This window comes from Paenarthrobacter nicotinovorans, from assembly GCF_007670255.1.
Classification (GTDB): domain Bacteria; phylum Actinomycetota; class Actinomycetes; order Actinomycetales; family Micrococcaceae; genus Arthrobacter; species Arthrobacter nicotinovorans_B.
Map to the genome: position 1 here is coordinate 39,683 of NZ_SZVS01000003.1, position 19,559 is coordinate 59,241.

The window sequence follows — 19,559 nt, forward strand, 5'->3', positions numbered from 1 at the left end:
CACGGGGCAAACTTGAACCATGAGCCACACTTCTGTCGAATCTGTCACTAAAACTGCTGAAACCGAAGAGCAGTTCTTTACGCTCTGGACTGTTTTCAAGCGCTCGGCCGACGTTCTGCGCAGCGGCGATGCTGCCCAGGAGTTCGAAGCCCTGGTGGAAAAGCTTGCCGCTGACGGAGTAGTCCTGCGCGGCAGCTACGATGTCTCGGCAATGCGCTCCGACGCCGACATCATGGTGTGGCTCCATGGAGCCAAGCCTGAGGACCTGCAGGCAGCGGTCCGCTCCATCCGCCGGAGCAAGCTCTTCGCCGGAACCGAAATCGTTTGGTCGGCCATGGGTGTGCACCGCGAAGCAGAGTTCGCCAAGAGCCACGTTCCGGCGTACGCCCGCGGCGTCGAACCCAGCACGTGGCTTTGCGTCTACCCCTTCGTCCGCTCCTACGAGTGGTACATCCTGCCCGCCGAAGAGCGTGGCGCCATGCTCCGCGAGCACGGCATGCTGGGCCGCGAGTTCCCGCAGGTCATCTCCAACACCGTCTCCTCCTTCGCATTGGGCGACTGGGAATGGATCCTCGGCCTGGAAGCTCCCGAGCTCGTGGACCTCGTGGATCTCATGCGCCACCTCCGCGCCACCGATGCCCGCAACCACGTCCGTGAAGAAATTCCCTTCTACACCGGCCGCCGGGTCACCGCAGCCGAGATTGCCGAGGTCCTCGCGTGAGCGCACCGATTGTCTCCACCGAACTGAACGAAGTGACCGAGCGCGGCCGCCAGGCGCCCCAAAACTACGATGCCGTGCTGCTGGCGTCCTTCGGTGGTCCTGAAGGCCAGGAAGACGTTATTCCCTTCCTGCGCAACGTCACCCGTGGCCGTGGGATCCCGGACGAGCGCCTCGAAGAGGTCTCGCACCACTACCGTGCTTTTGGCGGCATCAGCCCCATCAACCAGCAGAACCGCGAACTGAAAGCCGCCATCGAGGCCGAACTTGCCACGCGCGGCATCGACCTGCCGGTCCTGTGGGGCAACCGCAACTGGGACCCTTACATCGCCCCGGTCCTGCAGGACGCTTACGACGCCGGCCACCGCCGCATCCTGATGCTCACCACCAGCATCTACTCCTGCTACTCCAGCTGCCGCCAGTACCGCGAAGACATCGGCATCGCGCTGACCGAAACAGGTTTGGACGGCAAGTTGCAGGTGGACAAGATCCGCCAGTACTTCGACCACCCGGGCGTGGTCCAGCCGTTCCTCGAGGGCACTGCTGCCGGTCTGGAAGAGATCCGTGGCAAGCTTGCCGCCACAGGTGAAGCTGACCCGGACTCCAAGATCCGGGTCCTGTTCGCCACGCACTCCATCCCGACACGGGACGCTGAAGCCGCGGGCCGTTCGGAAGACGAGCCCCGCGAATTCGCCGAAGGCTCCGCCTACGCTGCCCAGCACCTTGCCAACGCCCAGGCCATCATGGACGTCGTGGCGCCGAACGTCGCGTGGGACCTGGTCTACCAGTCGCGCTCGGGTGCGCCCCACATTCCGTGGCTGGAACCGGACATCAACGACCACCTTGAAGAGATCGCTCCGCAGGGCGTTCGCGGCGTGGTCATTGTTCCCCTTGGCTTCGTCAGCGACCACATGGAAGTTGCCTGGGATCTCGACACCGAGGCCCTGGAAACCTGCAAGAACCTCGACATCGCAGCAACCCGCGTCCCGACGCCGGGCACGCACGCGGCTTTCGTTGCCGGACTCGTGGACCTCATCTGCGAGCGGACCGTCGATAACAACATCGCGGACCGTCCCCACGTCACGGACCTCGGCCCGTGGTACGACGTCTGCCGCCCGAACTGCTGTGAGAACTTCCGGGGTGCCAAGCCGGTCATCGCGGAAGTTGGCACCACTATCGGAACGCGCCACGATGCCTACCCTGCTTCGGAGGCAGCCAAGTGACTGTCCGCATCGGAACCCGGGCGAGCAAGCTTGCCCTGACGCAGACCCAGCAAACTGCGGACAAGCTGGCTGCAGTGGGTGGCTTCCCCGTGGAGCTGGTGCACATCAAGACAGAGGGCGACGTCAAAACCGGGTCCCTCTCCCAAATGGGCGGTACCGGTGTGTTTGTTGCCGCCCTCCGGGATGCCTTGCTGGCCGATACCTGCGATGTCGCCGTGCATTCCCTCAAGGACCTGCCCACGGGGTCGGCGCTCGGCCTGTCCATCGCCGCCACCCCCCAGCGGGTGGACGTCCGGGACGTACTTTGCGCCCGTGACGGCATGACGCTGGCCGAACTGCCTGCGGGCGCCAAAGTGGGCACCGGTTCACCCCGGCGTGCTGCACAACTGCGGGCGGCCCGCCCGGACATCGAGGTTCTGGACATCCGCGGCAACGTCGATACCCGCCTCGGCCGCGTCCCCGGGCTTCCTGGAAATGCGACGGATGAGGTTGTCCCCGGCAAGTCGTGCGACCTCGATGCCGTGGTGCTTGCCGCCGCCGGCCTGGAGAGAATCGATCGACGGGACACAGTCAGCGAGTACTTCGGCACCGACGTGATGCTGCCCGCACCCGGGCAGGGCGCGTTGGCCATCGAATGCCGTACAGAGGACGCACCTGCGCAGGGTTCGAACGGCGTGCTGGCACAGGCGCTTGCAGCACTGAACGACGACGACACGCGCCTTGCCGTGACGGCTGAGCGTGCGGTCCTGGCCCGGCTCGAAGCCGGGTGCGCGGCCCCTGTTGGGGCCTACGCCTTCCGGAAGGGCAGCATGCTGCACCTGGAGGCCGTGGTGTGCGCAGTCGATGGCACCAAGACCGTCCGCGAAAAGAAAGCCACCGACGGTTTGACTGAAGTGGGCGCCACGCTGCTGGGCATTGAAGTTGCCGAACTTCTGCTGGCTGCCGGCGCCGCGGAGATCGCGGATCTTGCAGCGTCCTGAGCAAGCGAATGCCGGGCAGGCGATTGCCCGGCACGCCGGCGCCGGGCAGGCCAAGCCAACTGGTTTGGCCGGTCGGCGGATCCTGATCACCAGGAGCGCCGACCGGGCCCGTCCGTTGGCCGCCCTCCTCAGCGGCTTGGGGGCGGAGCCTTTGGTCCTGCCTTTGATCGATTTTGAAAAGGCCCAGGACCAAGCCGCCATCGGTGCCGGACTGGACCGGCTCTCCGCCGGCGGCTTTGACTGGCTGGTCATCAGCAGCGTCACCACGGTAAGGGTCCTTGTGGAGAAAGCCGCCGAACGTGGTGTCTCCCTGCCGGACTTACTGTCCGCCGGAACCAAGGTGGCCACCATTGGAACGTCGTCCCGTCGCGTCCTCGAAACCCTTGGCCTCGCCGTTGACTTGGTACCGTCCGGTGCCCAGTCCGCCGAAGGCCTGGTGGAAGTCTGGGAAGCAGCACCTTCGCGGGTGTTCCTGCCGCAGGCCGATATCGCAGCGCCCGGCCTGAGGAAAGGCTTGGCTGCCAAGGGCGCGGACGTCACCACAGTCGTTGCCTACCACACCGTCGATTACCCGGCCCGCGAGGAATTCCGCCTCCGAGCGGAAGTTCCTGCCGCCGTCGTGAACTCCGGTGGCGATACTCCTCCAGTCCTCGACCCCGCCGAGGCCCGGAAGGCGTTCGACGCCGGAACAGTCGACGCCGTCGTGGCCGCCTCACCCAGTGCCGCGCGTCGGCTGGCGGCCATCCTCCCGACCCTGGGTAGGAGCCGCTTCATCGCCATCGGAGGACCGACGGCGGCTGAAGCTTCCCGGCTCGGCATCACGGTGGCAGCCACGGCCCAAGAACCAACACCGGACGGCATCGTGGCCGCCCTGGAATCTGTTTTCGCCAACGAAGGGAACCCGCAATGAGCTTTCCAAACCACCGTCCCCGCCGCTTGCGCACCACTCCTGCCATGCGCAGGCTCACCGCGGAAAACAGGCTGGCCCCCGCCGATCTGATCCTCCCCGCCTTCATCCGTGAGGGCCTCACGGAACCGAGCCCCATCAGCTCGATGCCCGGAGTCGTCCAGCACACCACCGAGTCCTTGAAGCGGGCAGCCGCCGAAGCTGTCGAGCTGGGTGTGGGTGGCATCATGCTCTTCGGCGTCCCGGCGGTGCGCGATGCCCGCGGCACCGCCTCCCTTGACCCGGACGGCGTCCTCAACAAGGCCATCCGGGACGTCAAGGCCGAAGTTGGCGACGAGCTTGTCATCATGGGCGACGTTTGCCTCGACGAGTTCACCGATCACGGCCACTGCGGAGTGCTTGACGCCGAGGGCTACGTCGACAACGACGCAACCTTGGAAATCTACGGACAAATGGCCGTGGCGCAGGCCGACGCGGGTGCCCACGTGCTGGGGCCCTCGGGCATGATGGACGGCCAGATTGCCGTCATCCGCCAGGCCCTGGAGGAATCAGGACACAAGAACACCGCGGTCCTGGCGTACGCCGCCAAGTACGCTTCGGCCTTCTACGGTCCGTTCCGTGAGGCCGTCGATTCGCAGCTCAAGGGTGACCGGCGCACCTACCAGATGGATGCGGCCAACCGCCGCGAAGCCATCCTGGAGGTTGAACTGGACCTCGAGGAGGGTGCGGACATGGTGATGGTCAAGCCGGCCATGAGCTACCTCGACATCCTGGCCGACGTTGCTGCAATGAGCCCGGTCCCGGTCTCGGCCTACCAAATCTCGGGGGAGTACGCCATGATCGAAGCGGCTGCCGCCAACGGTTGGATCGACAGGCGCGGTGCCATCACCGAATCGGTGCTCGGTATCAAGCGTGCCGGAGCCGATACCGTCCTGACCTATTGGGCCTCCGAACTGGCAGGCTGGCTGAAGGAGTCCTGATGACATCCGTTCCCTCCGATCCCACGGCGCCCGTTCCCGCCGACCAGATCCTCCTCGGGCTGAACACTTTCGGCGACGCCGGGCTCGACGCCGAGGGGAATCCCAAGGAGCACGCGCAAGTCCTGCGTGAGCTGCTGGAGGAAGCGAAGCTGGCTGACGCCGTCGGAATCCATGCTTTTGGCGTGGGAGAACACCACCGCCGAGACTTTGCGGTGTCCGCGCCCGAGGTCTTCCTGGCGGCCGCGGCCGCTGTGACCTCCCGGATCCGTCTTGGCTCGGCCGTGACTGTCCTGAGTTCGGACGATCCCATCCGTGTGTTCCAGCGGTTCGCCACTGTTGACGCCATCTCCAATGGCCGGGCCGAAGTGATGCTCGGGCGGGGATCGTTCATCGAGTCCTTCCCGCTGTTCGGCCTGGACCTGGCGGACTACGAGGTCCTCTTCGAAGAGAAGCTGGAACTCTTCGACAAGGTGCGGGCGCAAAAGCCGGTGCATTGGGAAGGACGCACGCGGCCGAACGTCAGCGGCCTGCAGGTGTATCCGAAACTGCAGCACCACTTGCTGCCGGCTTGGATCGGAGTGGGCGGCACGCCGGAATCAGTGCTGCGCTGCGCTGAATACGGCTACCCCATCATCTTCGCGATCATCGGGGGAGAGCCCCGCCGCTTCGCGCCCTTGGTCAACCTTTACCGTGAAGGGATGGCTAAGTACGGTCACCCGATGCGCCAGATAGCAACGCACTCGCCGGGTTTCATCGCCGAGACCGACGAGGCCGCCCGCGAGGAACTCTTCCCGCACTGGCTTGAGCAGCGGAACAGAATCGGCGCCGAACGCGGTTGGGGTCCGGGAAACCGGGGCGAATTCGATGCCATGTGTGGTCCTGAAGGTGCGCTCTACGTTGGCTCGCCGGAGACTGTCGCGCAGAAAATCGCGCTGCTCAAGCGGAACCTTGGAGTGGACCGCTTCGACCTCAAGTACAGCAACGGCACGCTGCCCCACCAATCCATGATGCGTTGCATCGAGCTCTACGGCACCGAGGTGGCTCCGCGGGTTGCCGAGCTGCTGGCTTCGGCCTGACGGCCCTCGTTACTGCCAGGCGGCAGGCCCGCCCTGGAAACACTGAAAGAATAGGTACCATGACGTCAAACACCCCTGTGTCCGACCAGCTTTTCGACCGTGCTCGGTCCCTGATGCCCGGCGGCGTGAACTCGCCGGTGCGTGCCTTCGGTTCCGTGGGAGGAAACCCGAAATTCATGGTTTCGGCCAAGGGCGCCTACCTTACGGACGCTGACGGCCAGGAATACGTGGACCTCGTGTGTTCCTGGGGCCCGGCGCTCCTCGGCCACGCCCACCCCGCCGTGCTCGAGGCCGTGCACGCAGCCGTGGACCGCGGCCTGTCCTTCGGTGCCTCCACCCCTGACGAGGCGAACCTGGCGGAGATCGTCAAGGAACGCGTCTCCGCTGTCGAACGCTTGCGCATGGTGTCCACGGGCACGGAAGCGACCATGACGGCTGTGCGCCTCGCCCGTGGGTACACCGGCCGCAACCTGATCATCAAATTCGCGGGCTGCTATCACGGCCACCTGGACGGGTTGCTTGCCGCTGCAGGCTCCGGTGTCGCCACCCTGGCGTTGCCGGGTTCAGCCGGGGTCACGGAAGCCACCGCGGCCGAGACCTTGGTGCTGCCCTACAACGACCTCGACGCCGTTGAGGCTGCCTTCGCGGCGCACGGCAAGAACATCGCAGCCGTCATCACTGAAGCCGCCCCGGCCAACATGGGCGTCGTCACTCCGGGGGAGGGCTTCAACGCCGGACTGTCCCGCATCACCAAGGAACACGGCGCCCTCCTGATCCTCGACGAGGTCCTCACCGGATTCCGCACGGGCTACGCGGGCTACTGGGGCCTGACCGGCCGCCAGGAAGGCTGGGCTCCGGACCTGCTCACGTTCGGCAAGGTCATCGGCGGCGGAATGCCGACGGCGGCACTCGGCGGCCGCGCCGACGTCATGGACTACCTCGCTCCCGTTGGTCCGGTTTACCAGGCAGGTACCCTGTCCGGAAACCCGGTGGCCATGGCCGCGGGCGTCGCCACGCTGAGCAACGCAACGCCCGACGTTTATGCCTACGTGGATGCCCGTTCGCTTGAGCTTTCGGCCGCACTCTCCTCCGCCCTTGATGCCGAAGGAGTGGACCACTCCATCCAGCGGGCAGGGAACCTCTTCTCGGTTGCGTTCGGGACGTCGGCCAACGGCGTGCACAACTACGACGACGCCCAGGGGCAGGAAAGCTTCCGCTACGCGCCGTTCTTCCATTCCATGCTGGATTCCGGTGTCTACCTGCCTCCGTCGGTCTTCGAGGCCTGGTTCCTTTCGGCGGCCCATGACGACGCTGCGATGAACCGCATCATCGAAGCCCTCCCGGCTGCCGCCAAGGCCGCGGCTTCGGCCTAGCGTATCGTCCCCTGCCCAGGACGGCGACACTGCCCGGTGTCGGCGTCCTGGGCATTGTCGTCTCCGATCAGGGTAGGCTCGTAGGTGGAAACCCAACCCCCAACGAACTCACGGTTTACCATGCGCAAGTCCAACACCATTGCATCCCTCAGCATGAGCATCGCCGCCGCTGGAGCCTTGATCGCCATGGCGTCAGGCTGCTCGGCCGGGTCGGCATCCGGCGGTCCATCCGCTGCGGAAGGGGCGTCGCCGTCGTCGTCGCAGCCCACTGCGTCCGCCGCGCCTGCGAGCACCCCTCCTTCCGCTACCGCGCCTTCGACACCTTCGGTACCTGCACCTGCCACGTCCACTGCGTCCGCGGCAGGGCAACAGCTCGCTGCCCTGAGCGTTGAGCAGCGGGTTGGGCAGCTGTTCATGGTGGCTGCCAAAGCGACCGGCGCCGAGCCGGCGACCATGGAGGCGCTGAAGAAGTACCACATCGGAAATGTGTACCTCAGCGGCCGAAGCAAGGCGGGAACGACTGCTACTGCGACGGTTGTTTCATCGTTGACCGGGACGGTTTCGCCTGCCACAACAGGCGGTGTGCCGCTGTTCGTGGCCACAGACCAGGAGGGAGGACTTGTCCAGGTTCTCTCCGGACCCGGATTCTCCACCATCCCCGCCGCGCTGGTCCAGGCATCATCGGGAGCTGCCAAGCTCCGTTCAGATGCCGCCGTCTGGGGCAAGGAACTGCGCAGCGTCGGGGTCAACGTCAACCTCGCCCCGGTGCTGGATACAGTGACCAGCGCGCAGTTCGCACCCTCCAACGGTCCAATCGGCCATTTCCAGCGTGAGTACGGCTTTGCGCCTGACACGGTCTCGGAACTTGGAAATGCTTTCGCCGCAGGCATGAAGGACGCGGGGGTGGCCCCGGTGGTCAAGCACTTTCCCGGCCTGGGGCGCGTGGTACCCAACACCGATGTCACCAGTCACGTGCGCGACACCGCCACCACCCGGACGGATCCCGCGCTGGAGCCCTTCAAAGCGGCCATCACGTCGGGGGCTCAATGGGTCATGGTCTCCAATGCTTATTACGACAAAATCGATCCAGCCAACATTGCTCCTTTTTCCCCCGCGATCATGGACACCATGCTGCGGGGAGATGCCGGATTCACCGGCATTATCCTCTCCGATGACGTCTGCAGCGCCGCGCAATTGGAGGCTTGGTCCGATGCCGATCGTGCAGTGAACTTCTTCACTGCCGGGGGAACCATGCTGGTCTGCGCTGATGCCACCAGCATTCCCGCGATGCACCAGGCAGTGGTGAAGAAGGCCCTGGCCGATCCGGCCTTCCGTGCCAAGGTCGATGCCGCGGCCCTTACCGTGCTGCGGGTCAAGAACGGACAATAGACGTAAGAAAGCCCCGCCTCCCACGATCGGTCATTCACATGACCGTCCGGGAGGGCGGGGCTTCTGTGCAGCCTTGGGCCGAGACTGCCTAAGAGCTAAAGAACGTCCGAGAGGAAGCCCTGAAGGCGTTCCGTCTGCGGGTTGGTGAACAGTTGCTCCGGGGGGCCGGATTCAACCACTACACCTGCGTCCATGAAGGTCACGACGTCGGAGACGTTGCGGGAGAAGCCCATCTCGTGGGTTACCACCACCATGGTCATGCCTCCCTGGGCAAGATCGGTCATGAGGGCGAGGACGCCCTTGACCAGTTCAGGGTCCAAGGCCGACGTTGCTTCATCGAAGAACATGACCTCGGGCTTCATGGCCAGCGCGCGGGCGATGGCGACACGTTGCTGCTGCCCTCCGGAGAGGTTTGCCGGACGTGAATCAGCCTTGTGCTTCAGGCCCACCAGGTCAAGCTGCGCCAGGGCCTCCTCGCGGGCTTGATCCTTGGACATGCCGCGGAGCTTGCGCAACGCCAGGGAAATGTTCTCGGCCACGGTCTTGTGCGGGAACAGGTTGAACTGCTGGAACACCATGCCGATGCGGCGGCGGAGTTCGTCAGGGTTGTCCTTCAGGACGGACTTGCCGTCGAGCAGGATGTCGCCCTGGTCGGGTTCGATGAGCCGGTTCATCACGCGAAGGAGCGTCGACTTGCCCGAGCCCGAGGGGCCGATGACCGAGGCCGTGGTGCCCTTCTCCACGTGCAGGTCGATTCCGCGCAGGACGTGGTTGCTGCCGAACGACAAGTGGATGTTCTTGGCGGTCAGCGAACCTGAAGCGAATTCACTCATGCCTGGGCTCCCTTCCCGACGACTGCCGCGGCGTCGTCCGGTTCTTTCTTTTCCGGCCGGCCTGAACGCAGGCGGGCATCAATCCAGTTCACGAAGTGGGTCAAAGGAATCGTGAGGACCAGGTAGAAGACTGCCGCTGCAACGTACGGGGAGAGGTTGCCCGTGTTGGCCGCCGCGTCCTTTCCGATCTGGAAGATCTCACGCTCGGTGGCCACAAGGCCCAGCAGGAACACCAGGGACGATTCCTTGATCAGCGCAATGAATTGGTTCACCAGCGCCGGAAGCACCCGCCGGATGCCCTGGGGAACGACGACCAAGCGCATCGAAGCGCCATAGCCGAACCCCAGGGCCCGGGAAGCCTCAAGCTGTCCCTTGTCCACGCTTTGGATACCGGAACGGAAAATCTCTCCAATGTACGCGCCGGACATCAGGGACAGCGCGGCGACGGCCATCGGATAGGGGCTGGTTGAGCCGGTGAGTTCGCGGATGATGGGACCAAAGCCGAACCCGATCACCAGGATGGTCAATACCGGGGGGAGGCCACGGAGGATGTCCGTGTAGACACGGGCGATCCACCGCGCCACTGGGTTCCGGGAAATCCCCATGAGGGCAAGGGCCATGCCCAGCAATGTCCCGATGATGCCGGAGATGACAGCGAGCACCAGCGTGTTCGGCAGGCCAACGGCGAACATCTTTGGGATGACTTCGCCCATCGCCTCCCAGTCAAGGAAGGTATCTGAGAGTTGCTTGAGGATATCCATGGAACCTCCGGATTACTTGGCCGGGAGCTGGACGGCTTTGCTGCCCGGCTTCCAACCCTGGGGGGTCTGCTCGGCAGCCGTCGGACGGTCCTTGTACCACTCGGAGGTGAGCTTTGCCCACGTGCCGTCGGCGATCACGGCGTCCAGTCCGGAGTTCAGGGCATCGATCAGCGGCTGGTTGTCCTTGTTCACCGCGTAGGCAGTGAAGTTCTGGGTGTTGACGACCTTTTCGGCGATCTTGGTGTTGTCGCCATCCTTGACCTGGCCGCTGGCCTGCTGGGAAGGAGCAACCCAAGCGTCAATCTGGCCGTTCTTCACGTTGCCGTAAACGGTGTTGTAGTCGGGGAAACGGACCGGCTCAAGCTTGAGGGTGTTGGTGACGTAGTCGTCCTGCACCGTGCCCTGGACAACGCCGATACGAACGCCTTCCTTGAGGTCGGCAAAGCCGGTGACCTTCGCGTCGTTCTTGGTCACTACAGCCATGTAGCCGAAGTCGTAGCCGTTGGTGAAGCCAACCGTCTTGCGGCGGGCGTCGGTGGTGGAGATCGAGGAGGATCCGACGTCGAACTGCTTGTTCGCCACCTGGGAGAGCAGGGCGGAGAAGTCGGTGGAGGCGAACTCGACCTTGAGGCCCAGCTTGTCGCCGATGGCGCGCAGGAGCTCGTTGTCGTAGCCGGTGAACTTGCCCGAGCCGTCAATGAAGATGTTCGGGGGAGCGTCGGACAGGGTGCCTACGCGGAGGGTGCCGTCGGTGATGAGGCCGAGCTTGGACTTGTCGATCTTGTCGATCGGGGTGACCTCAGCGGTGGTGTACTTGTCCAGCGTCTGCTGGTCGCTGCCCGCAAGGGCGTCCGTAGAAGCAGAGCTGCTGGGCTGCGAGCTTCCTCCGCCGCATGCTGCCAGGGAAATCACCAAGGCTGCGGCCACAGGGGCAACAGACAGCCACTTAGGGGCTTTGAATTTCATGAAGAAATCACTTTCATCGGGTCATGGAGACGTTTCGCGGTGGGCGGGGAAACGGCAGCACTACAAAGGTTGGCTGTCCTAGCAGACTTCAACCCGCCAAACTTAATTATGTCACCAGCCCACTGAGTCGGGGTGAATCGAATAAATGGGTGCCCACCCTCAATTTTTCCGAACTATGTTCCATTGAAAGTCGTATGGTGGCTTGTGTGTTCCGGGAGTCGCTGCTGTGGGGAAATCCGCGCCTGAACTCCCCGGGCAATCGTGGTTCCCGAAAATCCTGTGACTTGCGTCGCAGGGATTCCTTCCGGGATGAGGCCTAGAAGCCGCCGCGGCTCGCGTCCACGGGAGGCAGCACCGGCCATTCACCTTCGATGACGGCCGTAGGCTTGCTGCGGCGCAGATACTGCTGGAAATCGGCAGCCTGCGACGCCGCCCAGTCTACTTGGAGCTGGTGGAGCGTGGAGGCGGGCATTTGGAGCTTGGGGAACTTACCGGCCATGGCATCCAGGACCCGGAGGGTGGCAAGGGCATCCGCGGCTGAGGTGTGCGCGTTGGTCAGATCGACCCCGTACTCCTCGCACAAGGCAGTCAGTGTCCGCTTGCCCTTGCGGTACCGGTCCACCTGCTTGTTCATGACGTAGGGATCCAGAACGGGGAAGCGGCTCAGCTGCGGGACGCCATGGCGGGCGGATTCAGCGGCCAACACCGTGAAATCGTAACTGGCGTTGAAAGCGATAACCGGAGTCCCGGCGTCGAACAGTTCCTGAAGTACCCCCGCGACCTCGCGCGTTACCTCCGCGGCCGGCCGCCCCTCGGCCCTCGCCTTTTCCGTGGTGATTCCATGGACCTCGCTGGCTTCGGCGGGGATCTCGACGCCGGGATCTGCCAACCATTCGTGCTCCGCGATGAGCTCCCCCTGGGCATCCACGACAGTGATGGACGCGGTGACGATGCGGGCCGAGCGGGAGTTTTTCCCGGTGGTCTCGAGATCGAATGCGGCGCGGGAGAGGGTGTTCCAGGAGCTCATGGTTTTCACGCTACCGGCTGGCTCCGACAGTATTGGGTACGACACTCCTGCCGTTAGGCTGAACACATGCGGATGGAGTACGTGACGGCGGTCCTGGCCGTCGTGGACCTCGTTCCGCCCGGTGCGGCAGTGTCGTACGGCGACGTTGCCGAGCTCCTCGGCGCGGGTGGTCCCCGGCAGGTTGGCGCCGTCATGAGTCACTACGGAAGTGCCGTTGCATGGTGGCGCGTCCTGCGCGCAAGCGGTGAAGCACCTGCTGGCCATGAGGCCGACGCGCTGCGGCACTATCTGGAAGAAGCCACTCCGCTGCATGGCGCGTACCAGGCCTTCATGCTGACCGGCGAAGGCCGCTGGCGCGTGGACCTTGCCCTGGCCCGGTGGGCCCCCACGGACGACGATTTTGACCGACTTGATGTGATCTCCGACCAGTTGGAGCGTCAACTCCATATATTGTCGGTGCCCGATGATGAAATGACTGTGTGACCGCGACTCCTGCAAAAATACGCCAAGCATCCGCAGCCCTTCGGCTGCTGCCGCCGCGCGAAACCCATTACGCGGCCCCCATCCTCTCGCCCGACCAGGACGCTGTGGTCTCGCTGCCCCAGGGCAGTGGACCGATCCTCGTTCCCGGTGGCCCGGGAACCGGCAAATCCACTGTCCTCGTGGAGTCTGCTGTCCGCCGTGTCCGCGATGGCCTGAACCCTGAACAAATACTCATTCTTGCCCCCGGGCGCCACGCCGCGGCGGCCTTGCGGGACACCTTTACGGGTCGCTTGGACCGCAGCCTCAGTACGACGCCGGCCCGCACCTGGGCGTCGTACGCTTTCGATATCATCCGACGCGCCAAAGCAGAAGGTGTCCTGCCGCTCGCGCGGCCACCGAAGCTGCTGTCGGGACCTGAACAGGACCTGATCATCAAGGAGCTGCTGGAGGGTCACGCCCGTCCGGGCTTTCAGTTGCCATGGCCGGACGACCTCGCCGCAGCCCTTCCTACCCGCGGTTTCCGCCATGAGATCCGCCAGCTGTTCGACCGCATCATCGAATCCGGACGCACAGCGGACGATCTCGTTGGCTTGGCCTACGAATGCGGCAGGCCCGACTGGATGGCTGCTGCCGAACTCTACAGTGAGTACAGGGACGTTCTTGACCTGCGGATGCCGGAGGCGTTCGACCCCGCCGGAATCATCACCACCGCGCGGCAGATCTTCCAGGAATCTCCGGACTTCCTGGCGGCGGAAAGGCAACGCCTCCAGCTGTTCCTGGTGGACGACGCCCAGGAGGCCAATCCGGCCGTGTTCGAACTCCTGGCTGACGTGGCTGAGGGCAAGGACGCCGTGGTGACCTACTCGCCGGATACCGTCGTGCAGGGCTTCCGTGGCGCACGGCCCGATCTCGTTGCGGAGTTGCCGTCCCTGCTGGGCGGTCCGCAGCGCGTGGTCCTGGAGCGTCCCTTGTCCATTACCCACCGCCACGCCCCTGCAATCGCTGAAGCCTGGACACGGGTGGCGGCGCGCATTTCCCAGCGTTCCGGGGGTCAGCTGGCCCGGCAAATGGAACAGCCTGTGCACTCCGCCGATGCCAGCCCGACCCCGGTGGCTCAAGGGCGGGTTGAAGGGCATGTACTGCCTTCTGCCGTCCATGAACTGCGCTATGTGGCCCAGCGGATTCTCGAAGCGCAGCTGCGGGAAGGCCGCGAGTTCAGCGACATCGCGGTGATTGTCCGCAATGGCGGGCAAATCTCGCAGCTGCAGCGTTATCTCGGCGGACAAGGCATACCGGTGCGGGTTCCCGTGGCCGACTCCGCGGTTCGCGACGAAGTTGCCGTCCGACCCCTCCTTGAAGCGTTTGCCGTGGTTCTGGATCCAGCCAAGCTCACTCCCGAGACGGCTGTCTCCCTCCTGACCTCACGCATCGGCGGGGCCACCGCCATCGAGTTGCGACGACTCCGGCAGTCCCTGCGGCGTGAGGAACTCCTCGGTGGTGGCGGCCGGTCCAGTGACTCACTGCTGGTCGAGGCGCTGCTGGAACCCGGGGCATTGGCCTCACTGGGAATAGAGGGGAGCGCGGCGCGCAGGCTTGCCCGCATGATTGCGGCCGGCGCTGCAGCCGCGGCGGAGCCCGGGGCCAACGCCGAGTCCGTCCTCTGGGCGTTGTGGCAGGCAACGGGTTTGTCCTCGCGATGGGCTGAAGCAGCTTTGGAAGGCGGTGCCGGCGGGGCCCGCGCTGATCGGGACCTTGATGCCATGATGGCGCTGTTCCACACCGCAGAGCGGTACGTGGACCAGCTACCAGGTTCCGGCCCTGAACAGTTCCTGGATTATTTGTTGAACCAAGAGCTGCCCATGGACACCTTGGCAGCGCGCGCCCAACTTGAGGATTGTGTGGAAATCATGACTCCGGCCAGCGCAGCCGGACGCGAATGGCCGATGGTGATTGTCGCCGGCCTTCAGGAAGGTGTCTGGCCGAATACCCGCCTGCGCGGTGAACTGCTGGGCAGCACGGTGTATGCGGATGCCGTCGAACACGGCGTGGGGTATGCCCTGGGCCGGGGGCCGCTCAGCAGGCTCCGGGACATTCGCTACGACGAACTCCGGAGTTTCTCCACCGCGGTATCCCGCGCACGCGAAGTCCTGGTCTGCACTGCTGTTTCCTCCGAGGATGAGCAACCGTCTGCGTTCCTCGACTACGTGGCTCCCTTGGACCAGGGGGAGTACAAGCGCGGCTACACCCCCGTGGACCGCCCCATGACGCTGCGCGCCCTGGTGGCCGAACTCCGTCAGCATGTCCAGTTGGATGATTCTTCGGGCCAGGAGCTCCAAACCACCCAAGAGGCTGCGAGGATTCTGGCCAGGCTTGCCAGTACGGAGCCTCCGGTGCCGGGGGCAAACCCGGATACGTGGTGGGGACTGGCCCCCCTGAGTTCCACCGAGCCAGTGGTACGGCCCGGAGGTACAGTCTCGGTCTCACCGTCCAAGGTCGAGGCCGTGCACAAATCCCCGCTGGACTGGTTTGTCCAGGCAGCCGGAGGTGAAGCCGCCACAGACTTCGCCCGAAGCCTGGGCACGTTGGTCCACAGCATCGCACAGGACCTGCCTGAAGCCTCGGGTGCAGAGTACGTGGCCGAGCTGGTCCGCCGCTGGCCCACGTTGGGCATGAAAGACAACTGGGAGGGGAAGCTGGACTACCAGCGGGCTGAGTTGATGGTCCGAAAGCTGGCCCAGTATGTCATCATCATGCGCAGCGAGGGTAGGAGCCTGTTGGCGGTTGAGCACGACTTCGACGTCGAACTTCCCGACGTGGACCTGGAAACGGGCGCCGGAGACGCTGATTCTGAAACTCCTCGGCGCCATGCCGTCCTGCGCGGCCAGGTGGACCGCCTGGAGATCGACAACGAGGGAAGACTTGTCATTGTCGATCTCAAAACAGGCAAGAGGCAGCCTGGCAAGGCGGAGGTCGCCAACCATCCCCAGCTGGGGGCCTACCAGGCTGCGGTTTTGAAGGGGGCGTTCAGGGACGCCTTGCCCGCGGAGCAAGATGCAGGCGCTCAGCCCGGCACATCCCTTGTCCCTGGCGGTGCCGTGTTGGCCCAGCTGGGGACCAAGACCAAGAGTCCCGCTGTTCAGCAGCAGGATCCCTTGGACCCCGAGGACAACTGGGCAGAAGGCCTCGTCAATGAGGCTGCCATATTGATGGCCGGGGCAACGTTCGAGGCAAGGCACGACCCCGGCAAGGGAAGCCACGGCGGGCATGGTTGCCGGCTGCCGGACATTTGCCCGCTGTGCGCCCGAGGAAAGCAGGTCACCGAATGAGTACCGAAGTTCTTGACGGACTTGGAGGCCTTACTTCTTCGGTCGTTGCCGCGGACCTCCCGGAACCCCGCTTCAGCCCCTCGGAACTGGCGGGCATCCTGGGCGAGAAGAACCGTCCCACCGCCGAACAGTCCGACATCATTGCATCTCCTTTGACGCCGCGCCTGGTCATTGCTGGGGCTGGTTCGGGCAAGACTGCCACGATGGCCGACCGAGTGGTGTGGCTTGTGGCCAACGGCTGGGTTCGCCCGGAAGAAGTGCTGGGCGTAACGTTCACGCGCAAGGCCGCAGGAGAGCTGGCCAGCCGCATCCGGAGCAAGCTTGCAACGCTGCAGCGCGTGGCCGCGGAGGACGATGGCAGGATCGGATTCCCGGAGGGACTGCTTGGTGCCGATGACCTGGAGCCCAGGGTGTCCACCTACCATTCCTACGCCAGCGGAATCGTGTCCGACTACGGCCTTCGGTTGGGGATCGAGCGCGACGTCGTATTGCTGGGTGGCGCGCAGTCCTGGCAGTTGGCCAGCGAGGTGGTGGAGGCCTACGACGGCGATTACGAGCACTTCACCGCGGCGAAGTCCACTTTGGTCAATGGTGTTATCCAGCTGGCGGGGGAGTGCGCCGAACATCTCCAGGATCCAGCGCTGGTGCGTGAATGGGTACTTGAACGGGTCCAGGGCTTTGAAGAGCTTCCGTATACGGCGGGGGCCAAGAAGAATCCCACCCAGGCGGCGGGAGATCTGTCCGCCATGCTGCGGACCCGCGCCAGCGTGGCGGACATGGTGGTCCGGTACCAGGAAGCCAAGCGCCAGCGCGGCGTCCTGGACTTCGGTGACCTTGTGGCCCTGGCTGCCCGGATTGCGCAGGACATTCCCCTGGCTGCTGCCACTGAACGCGCACGCTACAAGGTTGTGCTTCTGGACGAGTTCCAGGACACCTCCCATGCCCAGCTGGTTCTGTTTTCGAGGCTTTTCGGGCAAGGCCATGCCGTCACCGCCGTCGGAGACCCGAACCAATCCATCTATGGATTCCGCGGTGCCTCCGCCGGGCAGCTCTTCCATTTCGTGCAGGAGTTCCCAGTTGTCCGCGCAGACGGCGACCACGGTCCGGCCTCGTACTCGGTGGCCCCTACCTCGTACCTGACCACGGCGTGGCGGAACGGACGTAACATCCTTCAGGCCGCCAACACCATCGCCGCACCCTTGAACAAAGCAGCTGCGACCGACGGGGCGCCGGGGGAGAAGGGGGACCCGGGGAACGTCGCCGTCCCGCCGCTGGTACCCAGCCCGGCCGCTGTGGACGGCAGTGTGGTGATTGGCCGTTTCGGAACGGACGAGGACGAAGCCGCAGCGATCGTCCGGGATGTCCGGCGATACCAGCGGACAGTGTTCGAGGAAGAACAAGATGGCACTCCCGTGAAGCCAACCATGGCCGTTCTATGCCGCCGAAGGGCTCAGATGGAGTGTCTCCGGCGGGAATTCGAACTGCAGGGAATCGCTTACGAGATCGTCGGGCTCGGTGGTTTGCTGGACACCCCCGAGGTGGTGGACCTCGTGGCTACCCTGCGGGTGCTGGCCGATCCGGGACGCTCCGATGCCCTGATGAGGTTGCTCTCCGGCGCACGCTGGCGGATCGGGCCGGCGGACCTGATGGCCTTCAGCGACTGGTCGAGGTTCCTGGCGCGCCGACGGACGGCTCCGGACTCCCAGGGCGAGGCACTCGACGCCAACGAAGAGCCATCAGCCGTCGTGGTCGAAAGCGACATCACCGATGCCGCGAGTTTGGTGGAGGCCCTGGACTTCCTGCCCAAGCCGGGCTGGACGTCCGGGCATGGCCGGAGCCTCAGCCACACCGCACTGGAGCGGCTGAACAGTTTGGCCGCAGAGCTGCGTTCCCTGCGGAGCTTCATCGGTGACGACCTCACTACGCTGCTGGGTGAGGTGGAGCGTGCCATGCTGCTTGACATTGAAGTCGCTGCCAAGCCGGGGATCAGCATCCACCAGGCACGTCGCAACCTGGATGCCTTCCAGGATGCTGCTGCAGGATTTCTTCAAACGTCCCAGCGGATTGACCTCCTTGCGTTCCTGTCCTGGCTGGAGGCTGCAGCCTCGGAGGAAGGCGGCCTGGACATCGCCCCGGCGGAAACCAACCGTGAGGCCGTGCAATTGCTGACCGTGCACGCCTCCAAAGGCCTGGAATGGGACGTTGTCTTCGTGCCCGGCCTCAATGCCGGCTCCTTCCCCAGCAACAGGGATTCCCGATGGAGCACCGGGGCCGCGGCGTTGCCATGGCCTCTGCGGGGAGATCGCGCCGACCTCCCTCAGTGGGATCTGGACCACCCTGACCAAAAGGGCTGGCTGGACGCAGAGAAGGACTTCAAGTCAGAGGTCCAGCACCACGGTGAAGCGGAGGAACGCCGGCTCGCCTATGTGGCCTACACGAGGGCAAAGTTCGTTTTGTGGGCCTCCAGCGCGGCATGGAATGGCTCCCGCTCTGGTATGGCCGAAATGTCGCCGTTCCTGTCGGAGCTGGCGCCTCTTGCGGACGCAAGTCAGCATCTCGAAGGACACAGCGGCGGCCCCGCCAGCGCCGTGGTGCATCCAGAGTCGGTGGCTGAGGAATCCTTACCTGATACCAGCCCGCTGACAAGTGTCCTCGAGGTAGCCCAATTCCCCTACGATCCCCTTGAAGGGCCTTCGGACCCGCGAACCGGAGCCCGGCTTAGGCTGGCGCCTGGTCGTCGCGAGGCGATGGATCAGGCAGCTGCCTTGGTCAGGACGTATATGGAAGATTCCGGACTGCACATTCCTGAGCCCTCCTCCCTGAATGGCATGGCCGCGCGATGGTCACAAGAGGCTGAACTGTTGCTCGAACGGCAAAGGCTCCGGAAGACCATCCACGACGTCCATTTGCCGAGCCATATCTCCGCCTCGCTTTTCGTTGATCTCGGAGACAACCCGGCCGCTGTCCTGTCCCAGCTCCGCAGGCCCGTTCCCAGGGAACCAGGCATCTCGGCCAGGAAGGGCACAGCGTTCCACGCCTGGGTGGAGGAGTACTTCGGCACCACCGGGATGTTGGACCTCGACGAAGCACCTGGCTCGGACTCGCACATTGACGAGGCCTACGGCCTGGATGACATGGTGGCCGCGTTCAAGCAATCCGAGTGGGCCCAGCGCGCCCCCGCTTTTGTGGAAGTGCCGGTGGAGACCCGCATTGGCGATGTTGTGGTCCGCGGTCGGATCGACGCGGTGTTCCGCGACGCCGATGGCCGCTGGCAGCTCATCGACTGGAAGACAGGGCGACGTCCGGCCGGCAGGCAACTGGCCACGCGTGCCGTGCAGCTTGCCGTTTACCGGCTGGCGTGGTCACGGCTCAAGGACGTGCCCCTTGACGACGTCAGTGCAGCGTTCTACTACGTGGCCGAGGACGCCGTGGTTCGCCCCCACGACCTCGGCAGCGCCGAGGACCTGGAGAGGATCGTGGCCGATGCGCTGAAGGAGAGCTGATGCGCGCGACCGGC

At 64.7% G+C, this 19,559-nt stretch carries 15 protein-coding genes; 11 read left to right on the forward strand and 4 right to left on the reverse strand.

Annotation, left to right across the window (positions count from 1 at the left end; translation table 11 throughout):
• Positions 1-19: 19 nt before the first annotated feature.
• From hemQ to FDP28_RS05605, 8 genes are all read left to right on the forward strand, one after another.
• Positions 20-721 (forward strand): hydrogen peroxide-dependent heme synthase, encoded by a 702-nt coding sequence (gene hemQ / locus FDP28_RS05570; protein WP_144659734.1) that lies wholly within the window; start codon positions 20-22, stop codon positions 719-721.
• Positions 718-1,941, forward strand: a complete 1,224-nt coding sequence (locus FDP28_RS05575) for a ferrochelatase (protein ID WP_144659735.1) — start codon at positions 718-720, stop codon at positions 1,939-1,941. The genes hemQ and FDP28_RS05575 overlap by 4 nt, the downstream gene beginning before the upstream one ends.
• On the forward strand, positions 1,938-2,921 hold the full coding sequence (gene hemC, locus FDP28_RS05580; protein ID WP_144659736.1) for a hydroxymethylbilane synthase: 984 nt from the start codon (positions 1,938-1,940) through the stop codon (positions 2,919-2,921). The genes FDP28_RS05575 and hemC overlap by 4 nt, the downstream gene beginning before the upstream one ends.
• Positions 2,908-3,831, forward strand: a complete 924-nt coding sequence (locus FDP28_RS05585; protein ID WP_313955641.1) for a uroporphyrinogen-III synthase — start codon at positions 2,908-2,910, stop codon at positions 3,829-3,831. Before hemC ends, FDP28_RS05585 begins: the two co-directional genes overlap by 14 nt.
• Positions 3,828-4,808 carry a porphobilinogen synthase gene (gene hemB, locus FDP28_RS05590; RefSeq protein ID WP_144659737.1) on the forward strand — a complete coding sequence of 327 codons (981 nt, stop codon included), beginning with the start codon at positions 3,828-3,830 and terminating at the stop codon, positions 4,806-4,808. The genes FDP28_RS05585 and hemB overlap by 4 nt, the downstream gene beginning before the upstream one ends.
• Positions 4,808-5,884 (forward strand): LLM class flavin-dependent oxidoreductase, encoded by a 1,077-nt coding sequence (locus FDP28_RS05595; protein ID WP_144659738.1) that lies wholly within the window; start codon positions 4,808-4,810, stop codon positions 5,882-5,884. Before hemB ends, FDP28_RS05595 begins: the two co-directional genes overlap by 1 nt.
• Before the next feature lie 59 nt (positions 5,885-5,943).
• Positions 5,944-7,257 (forward strand): glutamate-1-semialdehyde 2,1-aminomutase, encoded by a 1,314-nt coding sequence (gene hemL, locus FDP28_RS05600; RefSeq protein WP_144659739.1) that lies wholly within the window; start codon positions 5,944-5,946, stop codon positions 7,255-7,257.
• Between the two features lie 120 nt (positions 7,258-7,377).
• The gene (locus tag FDP28_RS05605; RefSeq protein WP_144659740.1) at positions 7,378-8,646 is read left to right on the forward strand and encodes a glycoside hydrolase family 3 N-terminal domain-containing protein; all 1,269 of its coding nucleotides are present in this window, start codon (positions 7,378-7,380) and stop codon (positions 8,644-8,646) included.
• A gap of 95 nt (positions 8,647-8,741) precedes the next feature.
• Here FDP28_RS05605 and FDP28_RS05610 read toward each other — a convergent pair whose 3' ends face one another.
• The 4 genes from FDP28_RS05610 to FDP28_RS05620 all read right to left on the reverse strand — a co-directional run bounded on the left by FDP28_RS05610 (position 8,742) and on the right by FDP28_RS05620 (position 12,233).
• On the reverse strand, positions 8,742-9,479 hold the full coding sequence (locus FDP28_RS05610; RefSeq protein WP_144659741.1) for an amino acid ABC transporter ATP-binding protein: 738 nt from the start codon (positions 9,477-9,479) through the stop codon (positions 8,742-8,744).
• Positions 9,476-10,240, reverse strand: coding sequence for an amino acid ABC transporter permease (locus FDP28_RS20645; protein ID WP_222120616.1), 765 nt, complete (start codon positions 10,238-10,240; stop codon positions 9,476-9,478). The genes FDP28_RS05610 and FDP28_RS20645 overlap by 4 nt, the downstream gene beginning before the upstream one ends.
• A 12-nt stretch (positions 10,241-10,252) precedes the next feature.
• Entirely contained in the window at positions 10,253-11,206 is a 954-nt protein-coding gene (locus tag FDP28_RS20650) for an ABC transporter substrate-binding protein (RefSeq protein WP_222120617.1), read from the reverse strand.
• Positions 11,207-11,522: 316 nt separating this feature from the next.
• Positions 11,523-12,233 carry a 3'-5' exonuclease gene (locus FDP28_RS05620; protein ID WP_144659742.1) on the reverse strand — a complete coding sequence of 237 codons (711 nt, stop codon included), beginning with the start codon at positions 12,231-12,233 and terminating at the stop codon, positions 11,523-11,525.
• Between the two features lie 66 nt (positions 12,234-12,299).
• Between FDP28_RS05620 and FDP28_RS05625 the strand changes: the two genes are divergently transcribed.
• Genes FDP28_RS05625 through FDP28_RS05635 form a run of 3 tightly spaced genes read left to right on the forward strand, consistent with a single transcriptional unit; the run spans position 12,300 to position 19,545 of the window.
• Positions 12,300-12,716, forward strand: coding sequence for an MGMT family protein (locus FDP28_RS05625; RefSeq protein WP_144659743.1), 417 nt, complete (start codon positions 12,300-12,302; stop codon positions 12,714-12,716).
• A complete protein-coding gene (locus tag FDP28_RS05630) occupies positions 12,713-16,042 on the forward strand; it encodes an ATP-dependent helicase (protein WP_144659744.1) in 3,330 nt (1,109 codons plus the stop codon). The genes FDP28_RS05625 and FDP28_RS05630 overlap by 4 nt, the downstream gene beginning before the upstream one ends.
• Positions 16,039-19,545: an ATP-dependent helicase gene (locus FDP28_RS05635; protein WP_144659745.1), complete on the forward strand. Its 3,507-nt coding sequence runs from the start codon at positions 16,039-16,041 to the stop codon at positions 19,543-19,545. Before FDP28_RS05630 ends, FDP28_RS05635 begins: the two co-directional genes overlap by 4 nt.
• Positions 19,546-19,559: the final 14 nt, after the last annotated feature.

Excerpts from the sequence above, each read along its gene's own strand:
- hemQ (WP_144659734.1), top strand. The coding sequence starts at position 20 with ATGAGCCACACTTCTGTCGAATCTGTCACTAAAACTGCTGAAACCGAA.
- hemB (WP_144659737.1), top strand. The coding sequence starts at position 3,828 with ATGAGCTTTCCAAACCACCGTCCCCGCCGCTTGCGCACCACTCCTGCC.
- FDP28_RS05595 (WP_144659738.1), top strand. The coding sequence starts at position 4,808 with ATGACATCCGTTCCCTCCGATCCCACGGCGCCCGTTCCCGCCGACCAG.
- hemL (WP_144659739.1), top strand. The coding sequence starts at position 5,944 with ATGACGTCAAACACCCCTGTGTCCGACCAGCTTTTCGACCGTGCTCGG.
- FDP28_RS05605 (WP_144659740.1), top strand. The coding sequence starts at position 7,378 with ATGCGCAAGTCCAACACCATTGCATCCCTCAGCATGAGCATCGCCGCC.
- FDP28_RS05610 (WP_144659741.1), bottom strand. The coding sequence starts at position 9,479 with ATGAGTGAATTCGCTTCAGGTTCGCTGACCGCCAAGAACATCCACTTG.
- FDP28_RS20645 (WP_222120616.1), bottom strand. The coding sequence starts at position 10,240 with ATGGATATCCTCAAGCAACTCTCAGATACCTTCCTTGACTGGGAGGCG.
- FDP28_RS20650 (WP_222120617.1), bottom strand. The coding sequence starts at position 11,206 with ATGAAATTCAAAGCCCCTAAGTGGCTGTCTGTTGCCCCTGTGGCCGCA.
- FDP28_RS05620 (WP_144659742.1), bottom strand. The coding sequence starts at position 12,233 with ATGAGCTCCTGGAACACCCTCTCCCGCGCCGCATTCGATCTCGAGACC.
- FDP28_RS05625 (WP_144659743.1), top strand. The coding sequence starts at position 12,300 with ATGCGGATGGAGTACGTGACGGCGGTCCTGGCCGTCGTGGACCTCGTT.
- FDP28_RS05635 (WP_144659745.1), top strand. The coding sequence starts at position 16,039 with ATGAGTACCGAAGTTCTTGACGGACTTGGAGGCCTTACTTCTTCGGTC.